Source organism: Methanobacterium formicicum DSM 3637 (assembly GCF_000302455.1).
In the GTDB taxonomy this organism is placed as follows: Archaea; Methanobacteriota; Methanobacteria; order Methanobacteriales; family Methanobacteriaceae; genus Methanobacterium; species Methanobacterium formicicum_A.
In genome coordinates, this window is sequence record NZ_AMPO01000005.1 from 64,478 (window position 1) to 88,384 (window position 23,907).

The window sequence follows — 23,907 nt, forward strand, 5'->3', positions numbered from 1 at the left end:
ATAATGTTAAAGAATATTTCAGGAATTTACGAGTCTTCCAGAAAATTTCCCTATGAACAGTATTTAATTACATCGTTCCCATTTTTTGCTATTTTGTTTATGAATGGGTTTAATATTTCATTTTATTCTTTATTTTTATTAGCACCGTTTATAACAGTGATGGCAGGATTATTCATGTATAATACTATCTGTGATGCACCTCAGGATCCGGAATTTAAAAATCCAATAACTCGGGGGGATGTTTCTGAAAAAACTGTAAAATTAAGCATGTGGGCATGTGTAATTTTGTCCATTTTCTTAGTTCTGCTTTTATATAAATCCTACGTATCGGACATAATTTTCATATTATATTTGTTTCTATCTTTTTCCTACAGTGGTTTAAGATTAAGATTTAAAGAAACAATTTTTGGTCCGCCTGTTGCTTCATTCCTCCTATTTTGTGCAGCACCCTTACTCCTACTGGTTGAATTCAGTTATTTCAATTTTTCAGCTATTTTATTATTATTAGGGCTATTCATTGTTTATTTTGGTCATGAAATCAAACATACCATAATAGAATATGACATGGATAAATCCGCAAATTGCCAGACCTTTGCGGTGGTAATTGGGAAAAAGAATTCTACCATAATAGAATACCTAACACTAATAATAGGATTTGTGATCATTTTAATGAGTATCAATTTAATTGTTAGTTCTTCTATTATAACGGTTGTATTCGGTTTATTAGCGTTGATTGCAATTATATCAACCATTTTATATGGTCATAAGAATAATTATGACATAAATAAAGACACTTTTTATAATGATTTGCCCTATATAACTACTAAAATACTTTATATTGGCTATGCTTGTTTAATATTGAATATTCCAGAATTGATAATCTTCTTTATTATCTGGATTTTATTCACAGACAAATATCTGTAAAATGTGAAAATTTTTGTAAAATGAGAAAAATGATCTCGATTATCTGTGTTTACAATGATGAAGAAATTTTAAACAGATTTTTACTCGAAAGTTTGAAACACCAGACAAAAGAATATGAACTGATTCTTTTAGATAATCGAAAAAATCATTTTAAATCTGCTGCGGAAGCTTTAAACCATGGGGGTATGATTTCCAATGGAAAATATCTGATGTTTGTTCATCAAGACGTGGCTCTGTGTGCAGATGATACACTGGAAAATTTTGAGAAAATATTAGAATCATTACCTGATACTGGAATTGTCGGTGTTGCAGGTAAATTGAACCGTAGAGGAGTGGTGACGAATGTAATGCATGGTGATAATTTCAAACCTGCCGGCAGGTTCCAGGTTATTGAACCAAAAAAAGTTCAAACTGTGGATGAAGTTTTAATAATTATTCCCAAAAAAGTTTTTGAAGATTTTAAATTTGATGAAGCTGTTTGCGATAACTGGCATTTATATTCAGTAGATTACAGTTTAAGTATGAAAAAATGGGGATTAAATTCATATGTTATTCCCAGTACTGTATATCATAAATCCAATGGAATTTCATCTTATAATGAGGAATATTACCGTACATTAAAAAAAATATTGAAAAAACATAAAAATTCTTACCTGTTCATCTACACCACTATGGACAATTGGAGTACTTTATTAAGCTTGAATTTTCAAAGAAAGACATTATGGCGTAAGTTCAACACATTTTTAGATATAGTTTCTGAAAATTTATAAACCGATTTAATACAAAATAATATAATTTAATCCAGTATAATCTAGTTCAATCTAATATAATCCGGTTTAATAGTTTAACAATTCTATCAAATTAATCACCAAATCACATTAAAAGCATGGAATTGATTTAAAACTTCCTTTTAAAGGTGAATCCCTTGGAAAAATTGGTTTCAATAGTTACATTAAATTGGAATGGTAAAGAAGTTTTATTGGAGTGTTTGGAATCTCTTAAAAAGTTGGATTACTCCAATTATGAAATTATAGTAGTGGATAATGGTTCAACTGATGGTTCTTGTGAAATTTTAGAAGAGAATTATCCTGAGATTAAATTAATTAAAAATAAAGAGAATTTGGGGGTTGCCAGGGGAAACAATATAGGTATAAAACATTCCCAGGGCGATTATATTTTATTGCTTAATAATGACACTATAGTTGATTCTAATCTGATAAAAGAGCTGTTGAAAGTCCTTGAAAATGAAAAAAATGGGGGTGTTGTGGGTCCTAAAATCTACTATTATGATGAACCCCACAAAATATGGGCTGCTGGTGGTGGGAGAATAAACTGGCTTACTGGTGATGTTAGATTATTTGGAGGAGACGAAATAGACCTGGGACAATATGAAGACATAACCGATGTGGATTATGTTAGTGGATGTGCATTGTTTACCCGGAGGGAATTGTTCGAGAAAATTGGTTATCTCGATGAAATCTATTTTGCTTACTTTGAAGAAACTGATTGGTGTGTACGTGCCTGTAAAGAAGGATTTAGGTTACTGTACGCCCCCCAAGCTAATATGTGGCACAAGGTAAGATCTTCCAGTCGGACCATCAGCGGATTTCATGAATATCAGATGACCCGTAACATGTTCTGGTTTTTGAAAAAACATTTAGATAAACAACATTACAGGAATTTTCTGATCTATTTTTTCTTTATCAAACTATGGTATAAGATAGGGATCTATCTATTCTATGATAAAGAATTAAAAGCGTTAAAACCTTTTTTTAAGGGAATAAGTGATGGAATAAAATAATAAAAAATTTTAATGTAATTGGATAGAATGACCCATTAGAAAATCTTTTAAATTTCAAGTTAATTTTTCGTTTTTATTTTTAAAAGGGTTTTCTAGTTAATGATGGAATTATCTGGACGTAATCTTTTTCATTTTTCGATATTTTTTAACAAACCCGTTATACATTATTTTTATTAGCTTTTTATACAGTCTTTTATTAGTTTTCATGTATTAATTTCCATTTTTATCCAATATTTCTAATCATAACTTCTTTTATCAATAACACATTTTTGTGAAACATGTCACAAAAGGAGTTAAATTATCTTTATATATGTGAATACATACCATTAAAAAAGCATAATAAAATTCTAAATTAGTTTTTCCTTACCATTAACACTAAATAAGACGAAATAAGATTAAGATAATACTAAATAAGAGGATTCAAGGATTAGGAGATAAGATGATGAATGAAACCAATAAGTTAATGGTTAAAATGAGTTTATTTTTAATAGCATTTCTTTTTATAGGTTCTTTTGGATTAAACGCAGTAGGCGCAGCGAATAACACTACAATTTATGTAAATACTCAGGGAAATGATAACTGGAATGGGTTTTACGTAAATTATACCAGTGGTGTAAACGGACCTAAAGCCACGGTGACCAATGCGGTTGTTACAGTTGCAAGTGGAGGTACTGTGTACGTGGCTGATGGAACTTACAATGAATACAATATTAATATAAACAAGAACATGAGCATAGTCGGGGCCAGTCAAAATAACACCATAATAAACGGGAATCAGGCGGGGAAAATTTTTAACGTTGCATCTGGAGTAAGTTTAAATATAACCAATTTAACCATTGCCAATGGGAAAACAACACTGAATGGTGCAGCAATCAATAACAATGGTGGTAATTTAGTTTTAACCAACTGCAGATTTATCAATAACAACGCAATTATGGGAGGGGCTATCTTTAACAATGGTGGAACCATCACTCTATCTCGTTGTACCTTTACCAGTAACACTGCAAATTATGGGGGGGCCATTTACAATATTGGCCTTATAAATGGCTCAAATAACTCCTTTACCAGTAACACTGCCAATAGTAATGGGGGTGCCATCTACAATGGGGGTATTATGACTGGAACGGGCAACAACTTCGCCAGTAACCTTGCAAAAAATGGTTTGGGTGGAGCCATCATAAACGAGGCCGGAGCTAGCTTAACCGAAACCGGAAGTACCTTTACCAGTAACACTGCCACAAATCAGGGTGGTGCCATCTACACTGTCAGCAATTTGAATACTACAAACAACACCTTCACCGGTAACACTGCTGTAAATGGTGGAGCTGTTATGAACAATGGTGGATCCATAACCGAAACCAGGAACACTTACAATGGTAACATTGCAACTAGTAACGGTGGAGCTATCTACAACAACGGCGGAACAGTACGTCAAACCAATAATATTTTCACCAGTAACCAGGCCCAAAGTGGGAGTGGCGGGGCAATGGTGAACTATTACAGCAGTACTCTGGAGGCGGTAAACTGCAGCTTCACCTCTAACAACGCAGGTGATCTGGGTGGAGCCATCCTCAGCATTGGTACTTCCAATATCTCAAACAGTACCTTTAACAATAACACTGCTAATGATAATGGGGGTGCTATCTACAACAATATAGGAGTTTTAACCGAAAGTAATAACACCTTTAACAATAACACATCCCATGCTAATGGTGGGGCCATATTCAACAGTGGGACAGTACTGGAAACTCACAATACCTTCACGGGTAACACTGCCAATAATAGTAATGGGGGAGCCATTGATAACCAGGGTAATTTAAGATGTATTAACAGCACATTCTATGGTAACACTGCAACTAACGATGGTGGGGCCATCTTCAGTACAGGTAATGTGGAGGTTTCGGGTAGTAGTTTTGCCCTGAACACAGCTGCATTTGGAGGTGCTATTTACAACTTCAATGGTATCTTAAATGAAACACAAAACACTTTCACCAGTAACCATGCCAGTCATGGTTATGGTGGGGCAATATACAACAACGGTAACTGTACTAACACCAACAGTACCTTCACTGGTAACAGTGTAGCCCCTAATGGAGATGGTGGTTATGGTTTTGGTGGGGCAATATTTACCAATGTCAAATCAACAGATAACAATAACACTTTCATAAATAACCAGGCACCTAACGGTTATGGTGGGGCTGTTTTCAATGATGGGGGAATTTTAACCCAATATAATACCATTTACACCAATAACTCTGCCATGATCGGTGGAGCTCTGGCAAATAACATTGGTAATTTAACAGAAACCAGTAACACCTTCAATGGCAACACTGCCACTGTAACCGGTGGTGCAATATTCAACACAGGTTTAATATCTGAAAGTTATAATTCATTTAACAGTAACACAGCAAACAAAGGCGGTGCCATATACAACACTGGTATGATAATCCAAAGTTACTGTAACTTCAACAACAACACTGCAACCAATAATGGTTTTGGTGGAGCACTCTTCAATGATAATGGTGCAAGCACAACCACCACCAACAACACTTATACAGGTAACTCAGCCGCTAATGGTTATGGTGGAGCTATATATAACTATAAAGGCACTTTAACCATAAATTACAACATTTTTGATAGAAACACTGCCGCTAATGGTTATGGTGGGGCTATATACAATTATAACAATACTTTAAATCTTAAAAACTCACTATTTTCCAATAATTCTGCACTTAATGGTGGAGCCCTTTGGAATGGTGGTACTTCCATATTAGAAAACGTCAATTTCCAGAGTAACAGTGCAACCAATGATGGTGGGGCTATATTCAACACAGTACAATCTAACGTAACTGCTGTTATCAGTAACTTCAGCAATAACACCGCTGAAAAGGGTGGAGCATTCTACAGTAACGGTAACTTAATTGTGAATTATTCAAGAATAATCGCAAACACAGGAATAGACATATATATCACCGGTGGTTCAGTAAATGCCGAACTCAACTGGTGGGGATCAAATTTACAGGGAACCAACCCCCAGAGTAGTGGTAGGATAATAGGCACTGTAACTAAGTGGCTGGTTTTAACCATCACTGCTATTCCTAACAGTATTTCATTGAATGATGTGGCTAATGTCACTGCAGATCTGTTACATGATAATCAGGGTAATTACTATGGTCCAACCACTGCAAACATTTTCAGTGGGCTGATGGCTACTTTCAACACCACCCAGGGAAGTTTTAACCCCACAAGCACTGCCCTGGTTAACGGTGTGGCAAAATCAATTTTCAGTCCGAATAAAGCTGGTTCCACCACTATATCTGCAACCGTTGATAACACAACAGTTTCAACCATGATAGCAGTAAACTCGTCATTACCAGTGTTCATATACCGAAATAACATATTAATTGGAAGTTACGGGACAATTGCCGAGGCTATTAACGCCGCATTATCCGGCGATACTATAATGCTGACCAGTGGCAAGACTTTCACTGAAAACAGTCTTAACATTAACAAAAATCTTATTTTCAAAGTGCTTAATGGAGGTACAGCAACAATAGATGGTAGTAACATGCAGATATTAATTGTTAATTCTGGTGTTACCTTGTATCTGGAAAATTTATTAATTGAAAATGGTATGGGAGCAAATGGTGGTGCCATCTACAACTACGGTAATTTAATCATAGAAAACTGTACCTTCATACGAAACACTGCCAGTAATCTTGGTGGAGCCATCTACAACTTTTTTGGTAGCAAAATTAATATCACAAACTCTACATTTAATAACAATACTGCAGCTTATGGTGGAGCTATATTCAACGATGGTGGGACCCTGATTGTATCAACTTCCAACTTCGCTGCTAACAGTGCCACTAACCTGGGGGGAGTTATTTACATCAGCAGCAGCAGTATATTCAATTTAACTGGTAGTAATTTCACCCAGAATGCAGCAACCTATGGTGGGGCGATTTTCAATGATGTTGGTGGAGTTTCAACCGAAACAAACAACACCTATAATAACAACACTGCAACTGTCAATGGAGGGGCCATCTACAATATGGGTACTTTAACCGGTAATAGCACTTTCACTGGTAACCGTGCAGTTTACGGTGGATCCATATTCAACATAGGTACTTTAAATGAATCAGGCACCTTCAATGGTAACCAGGCAAATTATGGTGGCGCACTCTTTAACGGTGGGGCTGGAAGTACTTTAACCAACTGTATATTCACTGGAAACAGTGCAACTAACCTGGGAGGAGCAATCTATAACTGTGGAGGTAGTACTATAACTGATACTCGCAGTAAATACACTTCAAACCAGGCAGCTTATGGTGGGGCTATATTCAATGATGGGGGTAACATTATTTTATCAAATTGCAGTTTAAATGGTAACAGTGCCACTAACCTGGGGGGAGTTATTTACGTCAGCAGCAGCAGTACCTTCAATGTAACTGGTAGTAATTTCACCCAGAACGCAGCAACCTATGGGGGAGCAGTTTTCAACGATGTTGGTGCAGTTTCAACTGAAACAAACAACACTTATAGTGGTAACACTGCAACCACCAATGGGGGGGCCATCTACAACAATGGTAACTTAACCGGTAACAGCACCTTCACCGGTAACACCGCAACCAAAGAGGGTGGGGCAATCTGGAATATTGGTGTTTTAAATGTAAGCAGCACCTTCAATGGTAACCAGGCAGCTTATGGTGGAGCAGTGTTTAATTGTGGTTTAAGCACGTCAAACCTTTTAAATAACTCCCGATTCACTGCTAACAATGTAACTGGTTCTGGTGGAGCAATCTACAACGCGGGTAATTTAAATGTATCTGGCAGTAACTTCACCCAGAACTCAGGAATCAATGGTGGTGCAGTTTTCAATGATTACAGTGGAAATTTAACCGAAATAAACAATACATACACTGGAAACACAGCAACTACTGGTAATGGGGGAGCAATCTATAACAATAATGTTATAGGTGAAACAAACAACACCTTCACCGGTAACACTGCCAGTAATGGTTGTGGTGGAGCAATCTATAATTATGCAACAGTAACTGAATCTCTCACCACTTTCCATAATAACACCGCAATCAATGGAGGAGCAATCTACAACGTGGCCGACCTAAGTGGAGATAACACATTCAACAGTAACACTGCAACCAATGCGGGTGGAGCTATCTACAACATTGGTACATTAAATTTAAACAGTAACTTCATCAGTAACCAAGCATACCATGGTGGTGCCATCTTCAACTGTGCAGTAATCGTCTTAAACAACACTACCTTCAACGGTAACAATGCAACTGGTTCTGGTGGAGCTATCTACAATGGTGGTGGTAATTTGAATGATACCAACACTAATTTCACCCAGAATATGGCAAGTAAGGGTGGGGCAATTTTCAATGATGGGGGAACCACCACTGAAACCAGGAATACTTACACGGGTAACACTGCAACTACTGGATATGGGTCAGTTATATACAATTATGGCGGAAATTATGGGGTGAATTATTCAAGAATAACCGATAACACTGGAATGGACATTTATAGTAGCAGTGGAACGTTTGATGCTAATAATAATTGGTGGGGTGAAAACTTCACATCTCATGATATCCTGACTGCAGGAAGGGTCACCAGTACAGTTAACACTACTAAATGGATAGTATTATCAATCACCGCTAATCCAGTGAACATTCCACGGGGTGGAAGTTCCACCATAACCGTTGATCTTTTACATGATAATACTGGTGCCAGTGTAAGTGGTGTAGTGCCCTATACTGGAGAAGTGAGTTTCACCACTACTCATGGAAGCATCACCAATTCTAACATAATCAATGGTATAGCAACTACTACATTAAATGCAGGTACAGTTAGTGGTACTGCTACTGTTACAGCTACCCTGGATGATATGACAGTGACTAAACTGGTAACTATTACCTAAAAATTTGAAAAATAGGAATTTGAAAATTCCCTTTAGTTTCCACAAGTCCGGGAATTTTTTTCTTTTTCCTTTTATTTTCTCCTTATAAGGCTCAAAGATTTTTCCTCACCATATAGGATGGAATTTATTCATTTTACCCCATTTCAGGGATTTTTCCTATTCTCTTTTTTTTAATTAGAAAGAAAATAAACATTTTATTTGTTGAAGTGAATCCATTAATTATTAATTCTTTATTTGAATTATTAGTTAGGAATTCTTAATTTGAATCCTTTAAATTATTAAATTATGTATTATCGAAGGCTTAAGACTATAAAATCCTTATTTTCATAGGCTACTGTTGCAAAATTAGGTAATATCTCATCTAGATTGTCATGAATATCCCCACTGTAATAGAATAATGGATACATAGCCCCATCATATTTCACCCTATAAAACGTTCCGTTAGTTGACTGGAAGGATAATCTCTTATCCAAAACTACATAACCAATACCAATTTCTTTAAAGTATTGTTTTAATGAAGGTGAACTTGTGAACTCTCCAAAATCATCCCCACTAAGGGGCATGCTTGTTTTAGCTGTAATAAACGTACCGACATATGGATTGTTGGTTAATATAGTCTTATTTTTATTTCCATTTTTGTCAAACCAGTTGGCCAGATCCACCATGGAATCAGTGGGTGTAATCTGGAGTGTTCCATATTGATTTTCAATATTATTATAGGCTATCTGAGGATTTTCCATAACTATAACGCCACTAAATGTAGCTAATGCTAACATTGATATTAAAAATGTGGTTCTGAAGTTCTGGGAAGAAAACCTCTCGTAATCTTTGAGTTTATAGTAAACCTGGCTTAAACCAAACCCACCTAGAATAGAAACTGGAATTAGAATGTATGTTAATAATCTGAAAGATAGAATATTTACTCCAAATAAATTGGCATTGATCAATAAGAAAACCAGGATGATCCAGGTGAATATAAAAATATCTTTTTTCTGTCTTCTTTTAAGGGCAAAAACTGCTCCGATTAAAGCAAATATCCCAGTTAATATGCCAAGTTTTCCATAACTTAACATATTTATGGGTTGATTTAGGGAATTAGAGAGGATTATCTGGTTTATTTCCATATTTCCATTATTTAAAATATTATTAAAGACATCGGGGTATGATGTGGATAATACAGTCACTCCCACTGCCAACAGCAGTACAGGTAAAAGAAGGAAAGCCCCGTAGTTTTTTATAACCTGAATATCTCGATATAAAAAGAGTTCCACCAGAGTAAATGCGGTTATCGTTAAGAATAGGACTATGGGAACTGCTTGATGGGTCAGCAGTGTGATTATGAATAAAACTCCGGCCAGAATTGCGTATTTAAATGATTTTTCAGTTATGGAATAATAATAACAATAAATTGATATGGTGAGGAATATTAATGCTAAATTTTCAGGTAATGGATAGATTAAGCGAGTGCCAAGTATTAAGCTGGATAGTACTAAAAATCCAGCTGATATGCCTGCTATGTTCCCGTAAAATTTACGTCCCACATAGGTAACTGATAGTACCAGGAACATTACCAGGAATGGCTGAAGAAACCGGGTTATCTGGAAAAAATCAGTTTTAAACAGAGTACCAAGGGCTGCTGTTAACAGATGGAATAGTGGAGGGTAACCAATACTTCCACCATAGGGTACATTGATGAGGGGATTTGTAAATACCAACCCATATTGGGCATAGACATCTGCTAATATTACATGATAAATAACATCCCAGCTTAAAGGCCACTGATATTTTAGAGTGGGGATTAAAGCTAATAAAAATGCGATTATGGCTGGTGAAAGCCAGATGAATTTTTTTAAATCATCTTTATTGATATCCATTTAACCACCAATTAAAAATTTAAAACAATTAACGATTTAAACTCCAGAATTTCAAGTAATTAAAACAAATTTTTTTTTGCTTAATACCACACATCACTTTGCTTTAGTTTTAATGTATATTCTGGAGCCTCCATTATCAAAAATTCGACTTTGATTATTGAATAAATTTATTGCATCTACATAATCCACACCAGTGGTAGTTACACCTACTATTTTATACAGTACAAATGAATTGGTTGCAATGTTGTTTGTACCAAAAAAGAAGTAAATATTGTCTTTATATGGATATTGTTTGGTCAAATTTTTGTTTAAAACTGTTAAATTGGAACTGTTGGTTGAATTAGATAAAGAAGCCCCATAAACTCCAAACTTATTAAGTATAGGCGCTCGATAGTCATCCGCCACAATTAAATCTCCCAGTGCATTGGCATTTGCAGTCTTATAATTCATTTTCAGGTTTGCACCGTGATCAGTTATCCATATCATCCCATTGTTTTCCAGATCATTATAGACTGGGTTGTCTAAGCTTGAATTTAAAGCAATGGAGTTAGAATCATCATTAGCCACTGAGTAAATTAATCCTGAATTGAATAGTAAGTATACAATAAAGAATACGGATAATATTTTAATGGATTTATCTTTAAAATTCTTTATCTCTAGATTGAATTGGTCATTTAAAATTTTACGTATAACTTTTAGAAATGCTAAACCTCCAATAACAATAGCAGGAGCTAAAAAGATCAATACAATTTGGTATAATCTTTCTGTATTAAATGCACTGGAGAGGTAAGGTAAGACAAGGGATCCAACCAAAATTATAGCACTTATTACCATGAATGTCAAATACTCTTTTTTAATTTTAAATTTATTATATAAAATTAGGTAGAGTAGGCCTAACATGAGAAGAACCTGTACAAATATATTGATATATTTACTCAATGAGTGTAAAGGGGTATATGAAGCCTGGAGGATTGCAATACTCTGTACGAAAGATGGATCCATTATGGCTGCTATTCCAGTTTTTACCATTAAAAATAGGATGTAAAGTAGGGTATTAAATGCATTGGAAACTGAAGTGAACATGTACCATGTCATGGCACAAACAAAAAAGAACACCACAAAGGTTAAGTTTAGAATTTTATTTTCGGCATAATCTTTTTTTGTATAAAATTTAATTTTTTTCTTGAAGATCAGGTTGAAAAAGTAATTAACAAAATTCTGAATTTTAGGATATTTCATCACCCACATCAAAATGTACACCATTAATACTGAGAACATGAAGAAATAAGCAAGTCCGTAATGAGATAGTACCAGCGAGACCCCAAAAATTATGAAAAGAATAGATCTGCGTAGGTAATCAATTTCTTCACTTATCATCACCATTAACAACAGGATTAAAAAGATTTCACCAATTTCCTGTCTGGCCAGTGATATCATCTCCATATAAAATGCAAAAAAAGATATGAAAATGAAAGTGGATAAAAATGCTATTTTATAATTAGTTTGTTTTTTAAAGGTATCATACAATCCTAAAGGCACTAATGCAAATAATGCAGGGTAAATAATCTTAAATATCCAATTCAGATCTATTTTTAGAAGAATTGAGAGTATAGGGGCTAAAATTGTCACGCTCAGCATGGAATTAACCACAAAATTAAATTCAGACACCCAGTATGAATTAATAATAACCATGTTAGCCAGATAATACTCATTCTGTATATCCCATCCTGAAATGTAATTAGAAATCAGGGAAGTGTGAAATAAAATACTGGCAGACATGATAAATACGAGAAGGGGATACAGTTTCTTTGGGATCTTATCATAAGCAAATAAAATCACTATCAAAGCTAAAATTAGAATAAATAATATTAACAGGATATTAATCCCATACAAATTCGTTAAATAAGTTCCAAAAATTACTAAAAGCGGAAGTAACAGCACTGCTAATGTAGAGGGGGATAGTAATTCCTCACTGCTGATATAATCCGGGTTAGCATAATCCTTATCCCTCCAATAGCATAGCACCGACAAAATAATCACAAATAAACTGATGGTGGTTATTAAAGGGATTAGAGATAGGGGTTTAGCAATCCCTATCAATGGACCTATTTGGTTTAATAAAAAACCCAGCAACATAAGGCTGGTAATACTCAGTCCCACTGTAAATAGAAGTGTTTGAACTGATCCCAATTTGTGCATTTTTAATGTTCTAATGATTAAAATACCTGGGACAATCAAAAGGTATATCAGTGGTATTAACTCTCTTAAAATGGGAATTTTTAAACCTAAAGCATCCATGGCTATTAATCCTAAAAATAGGAGTTGTAAAAAAGAGATAACCTTGAGAAATTTTTCAATTTCCCAATCATTCATCTGGAAAAAATTATCTATCTGCATTTTTAGCCCACCCAACCATTGTGATAAATATCAAACAATGAAATTATTGTCAATTCACTGTTAATTTATTCATATATCTGGGATTTTTTTAAATAGACTTCTAGTCCATTTATAATCCCCAATCAATACATATCATTACATTAAAGATTTAATGAAATATTTAATTTATCAATATACATCTATCCTTCATTTAACCTATTAAATATTCTTAAAAGTTTCTTCTCATTTGCTTTTTTACTGTAATATTTTTCAACATATAATCTAGCATTTTTAGCTATGTTAATCAATTCATCACTGAAAACATGATTATTCAATCCGCAAACTAAATCATCTTCTTCTAAAACATAGATTTCCTGACCTGGTTTAATATTATACAAACCAACGATCCCTTTTGGTGTTGTAAATACCGGTACTGAACAGGCCATGGCTTCAATTATCTTATTTAAAGGTCCAAGTGTTGCTACCCTGGAAGGTACTAATAAGCCATCAAGAGAGGATAAAACATTGACGTAATCATGAATACTGTTCATGTAACCAGTATACTCAATTCGCGGGTGTTGGATCTTATCCTGACACTTACCTATTATCCTGAAACTTATTCTATCATCAAACTGGTCAATATTTTTCCTTAAAAATTCCAGGAAGTATTGGTTACTAAACTCATCGAAAGGACCGATTAAACCTATAACCTTCTTATCATCATTGATTTTTCTTTTAACATCGGAGATGAACAGTTCCTCATCAATGAATACATGAACTAACTCAATATTTTTATTGTAACTGTAATAATCGTAAATATTCTCAGATAACGCCACGACGTAATCTGAATGTTTTATTGCGAATTTTTCAAGGACCTGGAAAAAGAATACTTTAAATGGATGGGCTTTTCTTTCTTTAAATTCTTCAGATATTATGGTATGGGCTTCAAAAATAATTTTATAATCATAGAATCTTTTTAGCATAAAATAGGTTAAAAAACCAAACCAATCACTGGAACAGTAAACAAAATCAAAATCATTACCTGATAATAACCCAAATAATTTAATGTTCCACAGTTTTGTCCCAGCTGGTTTCACTATGTGAACGGGTATACCATTAATTTCCTTTAAATCGCTGCTGGATCTGTTGATAAAGCAGGTGTCAAAATTATTTTTAAGTAACTCTGCAACCCTTTTAGGCCTAACAGTAGTGCCCTCATCATCAAAAATATCCACAACAACTGAGATTGCAATTTTATCCATGGAATTATACCTGTATAACTATTATAATCACAAATTTTAATATTAAACGTTAAATTTACACTTGAAAACATTATAAACATTTTACTCCTAAGATCATGTAGTAGAAGATACATTTTAACTATTACTATTCATCAGTGAAGTTTTTCATGATTTATGCCATTAAGGATCCTTTAGGGAACCTCCTGCATATCAAAGATTCTATTTAGGAAACATTTTAACTAAACGATTGGTTATTGGGAACTTCTTGATTCATTAACGATTTTCCAGTAATGATTCATAGAGTTTAAGAGTTTCTGTAGCAATATTCTTCCATGAATATTTTTTAATTCCCTTAAGAGCGTTTTCAGAGAATTTTGCTCTGATTTCTGGATTCTGCAACAGTAAATTTAAATTATCTTCCAATTTCTCTGGATTGGTAGGTGTAACCAGCAATCCATTAACATTATTTTCAATAATATCAGGAATACCCCCAATGTCTGAAGCCACAACTGGAACTCCACTGGCCATTGCCTCTAAAATAGCAAGAGGATAACATTCCGTACTCATGGTGGAAGGTAAGCAGAAAATATCTGCGGATTTATAATAGAGAGATCTCATCTTTTTGTCTACGAAACCCGCAAATATGACATTGTCTTGAATATTCCATTGCCTGGCAAGTTTTTTAAGTTCATCTTCCATATTACCATTTCCGGCAAAAAGTAGTACGGTATCGGGTTGATTTTTTAAAACTTCCCTGAAAGCTCCCAGTAAAATATCCGGGCCTTTATATGGAGTTAAGTAGCCGAAAAATAGTATAATCTTACATTCCAGAGGTAAATTCAATTTTTCTCGACATTCAGATTGGGAGTAGTTCAGTTGGAATTCATCTAAATCAATGCCATTTGGTATTACCCTTATTTTATCCAAGTATTTGCTTAAATATTTGGATTTTTTAGCATATAGTTTAGAGGGGGATATTATGATGTCTGCATATGAAAGTAAATCACTGACGAATTTATTGTTAATGGAAACTCCAACTTTCCGAACGAAACTACCATAATCAGGATCCCAGTCACCATGATAGGTAAGGATCAGTGGAAGACTTTTCTTTCGGGCGTATCTGTAAGCAGCGAAGGGTCCCGGTGGCATATCAAATGAAACATGGACCAGATCTACATCATGCTCAAGAGGTTTATGGAATAATCCCAGGGAAATGGGAGAAGTTAACAACTTAATTTTAGTAGCATATCTGTAAATTCCCATTCTTCCATCCATATCAAGATGGTCCTCAGAATCTGCGGAGGTTGTGAAAACTTTGATATCAATATCACTATTTGAAATCTCATTAACCAGGGAATGGGTTGCTAATGAGGAGCCCCCACAAAAATATTTTGGATTGGAAACACTGTAGGGAAATGTTGATGAAAAATAACCGATTATCATTATTACCTCAAACTTTTGTTTAAATTTCTTGATTAACTGGTAAGAAATTTGAAATAAGACCTGAATGATTTACTTAACAGTTTAAATTCATCATATGCATGTTTTCCACTTATATTTTTCAATGCTATGGTCATGTATCCAGTGGAAAGGTAATAATTCTTTAATATTCTACCTGCCTGGGCTTCAATCTCCTCATTACTCAAATGAGGATAGGATACTATGCATTTTTGGAATCCATCTTCATCTAAAGATTTCTCCAGATCATCGGTAAGTAGATAATTGTTTGATTTACAGTATTCATAGAATTCAGTTCCAGGTATGGGGGTGGCAACTGATACCTGTAACAGATCAGGTTTAACTTCATTTATCAATTTAGTGGTATCGTTTATACTGTCAAAATCTTCTCCTGGGAATCCTATTACAAAATCTGCTAAAATTTTCAATTTAGCTTTTTTTGCATTCTGTGTAAATTCCATTAATTGTTCTACAGAGATGTCTTTTTTAATATTTTCTAAAATTTTAGCATTACCAGACTCATAACCCACATCCAACAATCTACAGCCTGCCTGTTTCATCAGCTGCATGGATTGATAATCTAGATTGGCTTTGGTCTGACAGCTCCATGTAAAATCATTATCCATATCCATGATCTGTTTACAGAAATTTTGAAGATGATTTTTATCTACGGTAAAAGTATCATCTTCAATGAATATTTCTTTGACCTCAGGAAGGTTCTTTTTGATGTAAACAAACTCATCGACTATACTTTCGACAGATCTAACCCTATATTTTCTTCCCATCAAAGTTTCAGGCCATGAACAAAATGTGCAACGATTAGGACACCCTCTTCCTGTGAAAATTTGAACCATGGGATATAAGGAATGATTCAGGAAATAATCCTTGATATTTAGATGTTTTTTATAAACCTCAGATACAAATGGAAGATTCTCAAGATCATCCGATGAACTGATAATGTTGGGACGATCTACCAATTTTCCATCATCGTTCAAGAAAGTTACACCGGGCACTTCTTCTCCTACATCCCCATCTTCTAAGGATTTTGCTAATCTTTTAAGAGTGAAATCATATTCAAAGGGAGCTAAAAAATCTATTCCCTCGTCCAGTATTCTCTCTTTATACTGGGAGGTGGGAGGTCCCACCAGAACTGATTTAGCACTTACTGATTCGGTTAATGTTTTTAAAGTGCTCACATCATTTTTTAAGCTTTGAAAATTGGATTCTGAAACTATGAGTTCTGGTTTAAATTTATCCACATCACTTAGAGTATCCTCTAAGTTCCAGTTTCTAGCCACGGCATCTATCAATCTAACTTCATGTCCTTCTTTTTCTAAAATTCCCGTAGCATAAGCTAACCATATGGGGTAATATAATGTTCCTCCCCTACCTTTTGCTGCCCATCTAGAACTTCTACTGTAATCTTCAGTGAAATATGGATTTAAAAGATATATCTTCATAATTTCAGTTTCCTTTGCTTATGTGGATTTCATTACTTTATGAATTGCCGAGTATGGATTTAACGGGGTTTTTGTGAATTTTCTGTTTTTAAGAACCTTTTTTTTTACTGGCTCTGGTGGATTCTGCCTTATCCCATTTGGTACTGGTTTCTCCGAGTATGAATTTTTTCCATGCTACTAAAATTAAAAATTCGTTAAGTAGAACATATTTGATTAAGTTTAACTTTGATAGGCCATTTTTGGAGCTATTGGAATTTGGTAGTAATCTGATTAGGCTTGCCAGCAGTATGAAAAGAATCACGCTTAAACATATAATGGTGATGATCATGGTGGGTACTGGTAATAAAAAGAAGGTTATTAAGACCAATAGCAGGTTAAATGGTGAAAACATTCGTAATGTTTTATGTGAAAATAGGAACAAAGAATGGTAATCATTCACTAATAAAAATTGACCTGGATGTTTGAATATGCATTGAATTGTACCTAGACTGGTTCTACTTCGTTGTTTAATTTGATCGCGTGGATTTGTAGCTGCATGTTCGTATACTTTTGCGTTAGGTTGATATTTTACATAGTAACCTTCTTCACGGATTCTTACCATTAAATCCAAATCTTCACTTATTATATTTTCATCAAAATGGAAGAACTTTTTCCGACACGTACTGGTAGATCCTATCATGGTACCGATGGAATCTATGGCAGATTCACCTTTAAGCATCATATCCTCTAAATTCCAGTAAAAATTCTCAGAATTGGGTGAAGCTTTATCATTATTTATTATATTGTAACTCCCACAAACTGCTCCCACCTTCTCATCCTTAAATTTAGAAGTCAGCTCAAGTAGTATATTCTGGTCAAACATGGAATTAACATCACTTGATAATACCAATTCACCTTTAATATCTTTAATAGCTATATTCAATGAATTTGACTTTCCTAATCTGTGATTTTTCTTTATAAACTTTATAGGCGGGTCTTTTTCTTTATGATTTGTCAGGAATTCATTTATTAACTTCACTGTATTATCTTCAGATTTATCATCTATGATTATGATTTCGTATTTATCCTGGGGATAATTTAAATTCACCAGGTTCTTTAATCTTTTTTTGATCACATCTTCTTCATTAAAAACAGAAATCACTATGGATACAAAGGGATAGTGGGGCTTAGTACTGCTATCTATAATAGAATATTTTTTTGCTAAACTACCCATAACTATAGGATAACCCGCAAATTCCCATAATGATAAAATTAGGAATATTGAAAATAAAATTTCAAACATTTTTTCATTCCCCTACCCGCAATGTTTTCAATTTTAATTCATCAATTTTCTAGCACATGCCCTGATTTTAAAGTTAAAATTTTCAATAACTTTAGTATAAGCATGATTTTTTTTCTAATCGTCTAAATTTTAGTAATTTTTAATTCTATTAAAATTTAATTCTATTAATGATCGTTGTGAATTACTAATAAAGTTTTTTATAATGAAGAATTTTGTGAACAGTGTCACATAGAAGTATCTTGTTTGATAATTGTCAATACACCTTAATATTATAATAATAATTATATGTATAATATTATAAGCTACTTCCTATGTAAATTTTTGTACTAGAAATTATCAAATCCACAAAAAATCAACTTCCACTGACAATCACTGCTGATCATTTCAGATGATACAAACTAATAAATGGATAAAACTGGTTTAAAACTAAATTATGCATATTTTTCACGGTTAAAACGATTAAAATATGTTTACAATATTTGATTAGATAAGTCTTAAAAAGTGAAAAATCAACTCATTTCCAAATTTTACTTATATTAAAAAAACAATTTTATATGATGCTTATTACTCATCAAAAAAGAAAAACAGCAATAAATAAGTTAAAATCACTGTTTGAAGATTTAAATGAGATTCATAGGTTTAAAATGATAATTATTGATTATACTTCTTAACTCTCAAATTACTCCTAATTCTTACTGGACTGTTCCCACAACAAAGGATCCGGGAGTTAATTACTACAATTGATTAACTTAACCATAAAACATATAAAGATATATTAAGGCATATAAGAATATGATGATATATAAGAAATAAATGGATAAAAGGAATACTAATCTACTTAAACAAAAGAATGGAAAAATGGGTAGAAAATATAGGAAAAATTTATTATTCCTAGCTTATACGGCCACATTAATAAATATTAAGTTCAACCGTTATTATGATTCCAATTGTAACATTTACTCCGGCTATTGTTACCGAGATCACCATTTTGAGAATAATTATAGCTGTACTACTATTAATTTCTCTGGCACTCAGAGAAATACTCAGACATAGAAACTATGCCACATCAAAAACATTTAGGGTAGTTTTAAACGTTTCAATAGTAGTTCTATTAGCATTATTCCTTTTCGGGCTAGTATACCAAATGTTGATCCTACTTTAAAATAAGGATAATTGTTCATAGTCCTTGTTTTTATAAAAATACTTCAATAAATTAGTATTTTTTTTAAAATAGTGAGAAAAGTTTTATACCTAAAAATAATCCCTCATATCATGGTGGAAATAGGTGATATGAGTTGATTTTTGATTAACTCATGCACTTTAATATTTTTTGCAGTGATTCTGAGGATAATCCTTAAATATTTTTTACCCTGTTAACTTCGTTATAGCGTCATATTACGAAGTAGTTGAAATTTGTATTTCAAAAGCTATTCCCAAAGCTGGATAAACATATCTTCAATCCAATCTTATTTATCCTAGTAACACCCAGTATAAACTTCTGTATAATCAATTATCATGGGAGTATTTTTGGTATTTTATTCTGATTCTAGGTTTTAATATGGAATCCGTGAGGATAACCGAAATAATGGTTTTTATGAAAAATATGAGTGAATTTATAGGTAATCAAGAAGCTAAGAGGATCATTGATGCGGTGATAATTGGGTTGACTCTTCTGGATGTTATCCTGTTAACCGGCATAGTCTTTGTACAGGTGAACTCCGAAACCTACCAGATCATAGTCCTATTTGACTTAATTGTGGTATGCATTTTAGCAGCCCAGTTTATCAACCGGTTATACCATGCCGATGACCGAACCAAGTACATGAAGAATAACTGGTTCGACCTAATTGGTATGGTACCAGAAATTCTTCTGGCAGGCTATTCCGGGATATTCAGATATTTCAGGTTAATCAAAATATTATCCCTTTTACGGAAGAATATTGTAAGCCTTTTTGATTACATTGAAAGGGCGAACTTGGAATACGGTGTTATAACCCTTATATTTGTCATAATCTCCGGGGCGATAATGTTTTACTTCTTTGAATACGGAGTAAACCCCAACGTAAACAGCCTGGATGATGCTCTATGGTACATACTGATAACCATCACCACTGTGGGTTACGGTGATATCTACCCTCACACTGTTGGTGGGAGATTTGCAACTTTAATTATAATTCTGGGCGGATTATCCTTTGTCAGTTACGTGGCTTTTAAAATGACTGGATTGTTCTTTGAGCAAAGTGAAGATAAAGAGACTTTAATGGAAAAGAAACTGCAATCTGTGGATAAAAAAATAGACAGACTTCAAGAAGACTTGGATGAACTCAAAAAAATCTTGAAAGAATCAAAATGATCAAATATAGTAAACTTCGAGACTTCCTAGTAACAATCAATGATTTCATAAACCCATCTTTTTAATAATTTCTGAAAATATTTAAGAACTGTAGAGTCCCCTGTTCATCCGAACAGTTCGTATAAGTCTCCGTATATCATTAGTTATATAAGGCTGCAGGATCAATAATGGTTTTTGTTATAGGAGATCTTTTTTATGGCCAAGTTTTATAACATACGTGATTTTCTCGATGATGAGAGCGTTGAAAAATTTATCAACGAACTTATTGAGGAAAACATGGAATATTTAAGGACTAAATACAGGCAACTAGTTCAGACAGCAAACAAATCCAGAAATCGGGTTTTATAAGATTCAAAACGAATTACTAATGATTATTAGGGAATACTAATGATTATTAGGGAATACTAATGATTATGGAGACTACTAATGGTTATTTATTATTAAGGGTTATTATGGTTACTAAATTTTAGTTTTTATTTATAATTTATTATACTGATTCAATCTCATTTATTGATTTAATTAGAGGGCTATTGGCTCATCTGGTTAATATCTGGATTGTTTTTTCGGAGTTGATTTTTTTTATTTTAAACGTTTCCACCATTTAAAAAATATAAAATAATAAAAAAGATTAGTGGGATAACTTATTTTTTACCCATTAATCAACTTCAAATTAATATTATCTCCCTTAATATTTTATTATTGGCGTATTATTGTCTTTTTTCCTATTGTGGTTGACTTTCGTCCTCAGCCATGGCCAGGAGTATGGTATCCGACATGTGGACATCGTAGTAGTCAAAATGACTCATAAAGTCCTCCAGGTACCGGACTCCATTTTCAGTTAAAATGTAATGTTTTCCATCCACATCTATGAGTTTTTCTTCTTTTAAAGGGTTTATCAGTTCTTCAAAACCTCCTTCGAAGTCATGAGTCTCTTTGCAAGTGGCATTAAGCTCTGAAAGTACGGGAATATAGTTTTGGGGATTGAAAGCAGATTCTAATGAAGAAATAATTTCCACCCGGGTTTTACGATCTCCTGTCCACAGAATGTACAGGGTCCAGTTCTGGAATGCCATCTTTTTATTTCCTTCCCAACATTCCTCCAGAGGAAGTTTGTAGTGGGAATAATCTTCTTCTTCTCCTTTACGGGCTGAAATAGCTTCTCTGAGCAAATCAACAGCGTCTTTGAAGATTCCAATGGAAATGAATAATGCAATTAGAGAGTCTACAAAATAGATTCCCTGTAAAGTGAAAACCGCCCCGGCAATAACGGAGAAACCTATGAATATGTGGTTTTTAGAGTCCACTGACTGGGAAATAAGTGTTAAATTGGAATTCACTTTTCCAACGTAGCGCTGGTAATAGAACAGGAAAACTGCTGCCATGATGGCTATTCCCTCTACTACTATAGCTAGATATGGCATACCCATTGGGGTCAGTGTCCCATAAAAGGCGCTTATAAGATGAGTAACAGAATCATAACCGATACTGATGGAAGCAAAGAACAGTCCGAATATTACCAGGAGAGTGGAGAGAGTTTCTCTGTGGTACTTAATGCCCAGCCACACCATAAATGCAGAAATGGTGTCCATGGTGGCATCGGTACCATCTGCGGTCAGCCCAACACTTCCACTGATGAGCCCGGATCCTAATTTCAGTACAGCCAGAAATCCGTCTAATACTGTAGTGTTTTTTGCTGCTGCGTCAGGTTTAAAGAAATTCTTCCGTACCAGAGCTGCTTTTTTTTCCATATTCTGAACAAACTCTTGGGCTTCTTTCTCCCCCTCATCAGTCAGGGAATAACGACCATTATCTCGATTCACCCATCCCTTATCAATAAGCTTTTTGCATTCATCTTCGGTTTTACCCACTTTTTTACCCTTTCTTTCATCCTCTAACTCAGATCGCATATGAGATAAGGTGAAAAACAGTCTTTCCATTAATGGTTCATCTTTTTCAGGCACCTGCTGGTACCATATAAGGGACAAAAATAGAACGGTCTTATCATCCAGTTCCTCCAGTGTAAGTGGACCCTCCTTAAGCAGTGCCATCATCAGGAATCGGTCATATCCCAGGATGTTTTTATCAGTTTTCATAAATTTCCTCATATTTCATTTAAATTAATATATTCAATTATCTTCCTTAATTATAATGTATAACTCGACTATAAACTTAATTGTCTTGCTATCTCTAGAAGATGTGGTGGATAAGTCTTTAACTCAATTTCACAGGGAATAATGTAATGTTATTAATTTAAAATAATCTTTTTCCAGTGGAATCTAAAAAATATATGAGTTTAATTTTTTTTTATATCCTGTTTTGAGGAAGATTATAGATTAATACCGGTTTTTGGCTTATTTTTAATTAAATAATGGTTATAAACATTCGATGATTAGGGGTGTTGTGTTATCATCATCAACTATAAAAGACCGTCTTACCAATAGGGATATAGATAAAGGAGTGTTTTTTTACATGGTGAAGCTAGTCAAATCTGCGGTCAAGTGCTATAAGAAAAAGACCAAAAAAACAGTGGGGGGTCAGAGGAAGACCTATGAATACAATCAGTATCTGGTTCCCTTGAAACGATCAGACAACCTGGATTGCAGCATGGAAGTGTTCATCATACCCCAAGATGATCTGGCAGATTTGGTGGATGAAAACGGTGAACTCAAGGATCTTTCCGGTAAACAAAATGAATATGAAAGTAAGCTAGAACAGTACGAAGCTGATTTTATTGACCTTGAGTGGAAACACAGTAAACTGTCCAAAACGTATAAAGAATTATTTAGCAAACATAATAAAACCCGTAGAAGGGAGAAAGATCTGGAAGAACGGATCAAAACCCTGGAAAGTGATAGGGATAAACTGATTAACGCCTTGAAAAAGGAAAGAAATATTACTGAAAAACTTAAAATGGAACAATCCTTATTAAGTAAAACATCTTCTGATGCTAAAAAAGCATCTAAATCTGATAAAATTGAAGTAAATAATGAAAATATTAAAAATAAGGATGTTAATGAAGATAAAGATGATAAAGATATATGGACTGTTCTCAAAAGCCGCCTTACCAAGAAAGAGGAAGAAAAAGAAGAATGACTTCTGATTACTTTTCAAATACTCTACCTTTAAAATTATTATTTATTAGTTCTATAATTCAGTCCATTAAATATGTTATTAATGGTTCAAGACAAGCCCTT

At 33.9% G+C, this 23,907-nt stretch carries 14 protein-coding genes; 7 read left to right on the forward strand and 7 right to left on the reverse strand.

All coding sequences use genetic code 11. The features are described 5' to 3' along the window. The first annotated feature begins 3 nt into the window (after positions 1–3). The 4 genes from A994_RS06695 to A994_RS06710 all read left to right on the forward strand — a co-directional run bounded on the left by A994_RS06695 (position 4) and on the right by A994_RS06710 (position 8,669). Positions 4–924 carry a UbiA family prenyltransferase gene (locus A994_RS06695; protein WP_004030629.1) on the forward strand — a complete coding sequence of 307 codons (921 nt, stop codon included), beginning with the start codon at positions 4–6 and terminating at the stop codon, positions 922–924. A 20-nt stretch (positions 925–944) separates the two neighbouring features. Further along, complete coding sequence (locus A994_RS06700; protein WP_004030630.1) at positions 945–1,694, forward strand: glycosyltransferase; 750 nt, start codon at positions 945–947, stop codon at positions 1,692–1,694. Positions 1,695–1,849: 155 nt separating this feature from the next. Further along, the gene (locus tag A994_RS06705) at positions 1,850–2,725 is read left to right on the forward strand and encodes a glycosyltransferase family 2 protein (RefSeq protein WP_004030631.1); all 876 of its coding nucleotides are present in this window, start codon (positions 1,850–1,852) and stop codon (positions 2,723–2,725) included. 442 nt (positions 2,726–3,167) lie between these two features. Beyond that, the gene (locus A994_RS06710; protein WP_004030632.1) at positions 3,168–8,669 is read left to right on the forward strand and encodes a beta strand repeat-containing protein; all 5,502 of its coding nucleotides are present in this window, start codon (positions 3,168–3,170) and stop codon (positions 8,667–8,669) included. A 290-nt stretch (positions 8,670–8,959) separates the two neighbouring features. Here the strand turns inward: A994_RS06710 and A994_RS06715 are convergent, their stop codons facing one another. The 6 genes from A994_RS06715 to A994_RS06740 form a co-directional block, all read right to left on the reverse strand. Beyond that, positions 8,960–10,543, reverse strand: a complete 1,584-nt coding sequence (locus tag A994_RS06715; protein WP_004030633.1) for a hypothetical protein — start codon at positions 10,541–10,543, stop codon at positions 8,960–8,962. Between the two features lie 93 nt (positions 10,544–10,636). Beyond that, positions 10,637–12,940 carry a DUF2206 domain-containing protein gene (locus A994_RS06720; protein ID WP_004030634.1) on the reverse strand — a complete coding sequence of 768 codons (2,304 nt, stop codon included), beginning with the start codon at positions 12,938–12,940 and terminating at the stop codon, positions 10,637–10,639. A gap of 179 nt (positions 12,941–13,119) precedes the next feature. After that, positions 13,120–14,181 (reverse strand): glycosyltransferase family 4 protein, encoded by a 1,062-nt coding sequence (locus A994_RS06725; RefSeq protein ID WP_004030635.1) that lies wholly within the window; start codon positions 14,179–14,181, stop codon positions 13,120–13,122. A gap of 252 nt (positions 14,182–14,433) precedes the next feature. Beyond that, positions 14,434–15,603, reverse strand: a complete 1,170-nt coding sequence (locus A994_RS06730; protein WP_004030636.1) for a glycosyltransferase family 4 protein — start codon at positions 15,601–15,603, stop codon at positions 14,434–14,436. A 32-nt stretch (positions 15,604–15,635) separates the two neighbouring features. After that, positions 15,636–17,078: a B12-binding domain-containing radical SAM protein gene (locus A994_RS06735; protein WP_004030637.1), complete on the reverse strand. Its 1,443-nt coding sequence runs from the start codon at positions 17,076–17,078 to the stop codon at positions 15,636–15,638. An 88-nt stretch (positions 17,079–17,166) separates the two neighbouring features. After that, positions 17,167–18,360 carry a glycosyltransferase gene (locus A994_RS06740; protein WP_004030638.1) on the reverse strand — a complete coding sequence of 398 codons (1,194 nt, stop codon included), beginning with the start codon at positions 18,358–18,360 and terminating at the stop codon, positions 17,167–17,169. A gap of 1,594 nt (positions 18,361–19,954) precedes the next feature. Here A994_RS06740 and A994_RS06745 point away from each other — a divergent pair. Both A994_RS06745 and A994_RS13390 read left to right on the forward strand, forming a co-directional pair. Continuing rightward, a complete protein-coding gene (locus tag A994_RS06745) occupies positions 19,955–20,713 on the forward strand; it encodes an ion channel (protein WP_237739713.1) in 759 nt (252 codons plus the stop codon). A 195-nt stretch (positions 20,714–20,908) separates the two neighbouring features. Beyond that, positions 20,909–21,061, forward strand: a complete 153-nt coding sequence (locus A994_RS13390) for a hypothetical protein (protein WP_192812703.1) — start codon at positions 20,909–20,911, stop codon at positions 21,059–21,061. Between the two features lie 374 nt (positions 21,062–21,435). Here the strand turns inward: A994_RS13390 and A994_RS06750 are convergent, their stop codons facing one another. Beyond that, entirely contained in the window at positions 21,436–22,806 is a 1,371-nt protein-coding gene (locus A994_RS06750; RefSeq protein ID WP_004030640.1) for a cation efflux transmembrane domain-containing protein, read from the reverse strand. A gap of 307 nt (positions 22,807–23,113) precedes the next feature. On the opposite strand from A994_RS06750, the gene A994_RS06755 reads away from it, so the two are divergent. Next, positions 23,114–23,806 carry a hypothetical protein gene (locus A994_RS06755; protein ID WP_237739714.1) on the forward strand — a complete coding sequence of 231 codons (693 nt, stop codon included), beginning with the start codon at positions 23,114–23,116 and terminating at the stop codon, positions 23,804–23,806. The last annotated feature ends 101 nt before the right edge of the window (positions 23,807–23,907 follow it).

What these genes read in the sequence shown, in the direction of transcription:
- A994_RS06695 (WP_004030629.1), top strand. Translation starts at nt 4, where the DNA reads ATGTTAAAGAATATTTCAGGAATTTACGAGTCTTCCAGAAAATTTCCC.
- A994_RS06700 (WP_004030630.1), top strand. Translation starts at nt 945, where the DNA reads ATGAGAAAAATGATCTCGATTATCTGTGTTTACAATGATGAAGAAATT.
- A994_RS06710 (WP_004030632.1), top strand. Translation starts at nt 3,168, where the DNA reads ATGAATGAAACCAATAAGTTAATGGTTAAAATGAGTTTATTTTTAATA.
- A994_RS06715 (WP_004030633.1), bottom strand. Translation starts at nt 10,543, where the DNA reads ATGGATATCAATAAAGATGATTTAAAAAAATTCATCTGGCTTTCACCA.
- A994_RS06720 (WP_004030634.1), bottom strand. Translation starts at nt 12,940, where the DNA reads ATGCAGATAGATAATTTTTTCCAGATGAATGATTGGGAAATTGAAAAA.
- A994_RS06725 (WP_004030635.1), bottom strand. Translation starts at nt 14,181, where the DNA reads ATGGATAAAATTGCAATCTCAGTTGTTGTGGATATTTTTGATGATGAG.
- A994_RS06730 (WP_004030636.1), bottom strand. Translation starts at nt 15,603, where the DNA reads ATGATAATCGGTTATTTTTCATCAACATTTCCCTACAGTGTTTCCAAT.
- A994_RS06735 (WP_004030637.1), bottom strand. Translation starts at nt 17,078, where the DNA reads ATGAAGATATATCTTTTAAATCCATATTTCACTGAAGATTACAGTAGA.
- A994_RS06740 (WP_004030638.1), bottom strand. Translation starts at nt 18,360, where the DNA reads ATGTTTGAAATTTTATTTTCAATATTCCTAATTTTATCATTATGGGAA.
- A994_RS06745 (WP_237739713.1), top strand. Translation starts at nt 19,955, where the DNA reads ATGAAAAATATGAGTGAATTTATAGGTAATCAAGAAGCTAAGAGGATC.
- A994_RS13390 (WP_192812703.1), top strand. Translation starts at nt 20,909, where the DNA reads ATGGCCAAGTTTTATAACATACGTGATTTTCTCGATGATGAGAGCGTT.
- A994_RS06750 (WP_004030640.1), bottom strand. Translation starts at nt 22,806, where the DNA reads ATGAAAACTGATAAAAACATCCTGGGATATGACCGATTCCTGATGATG.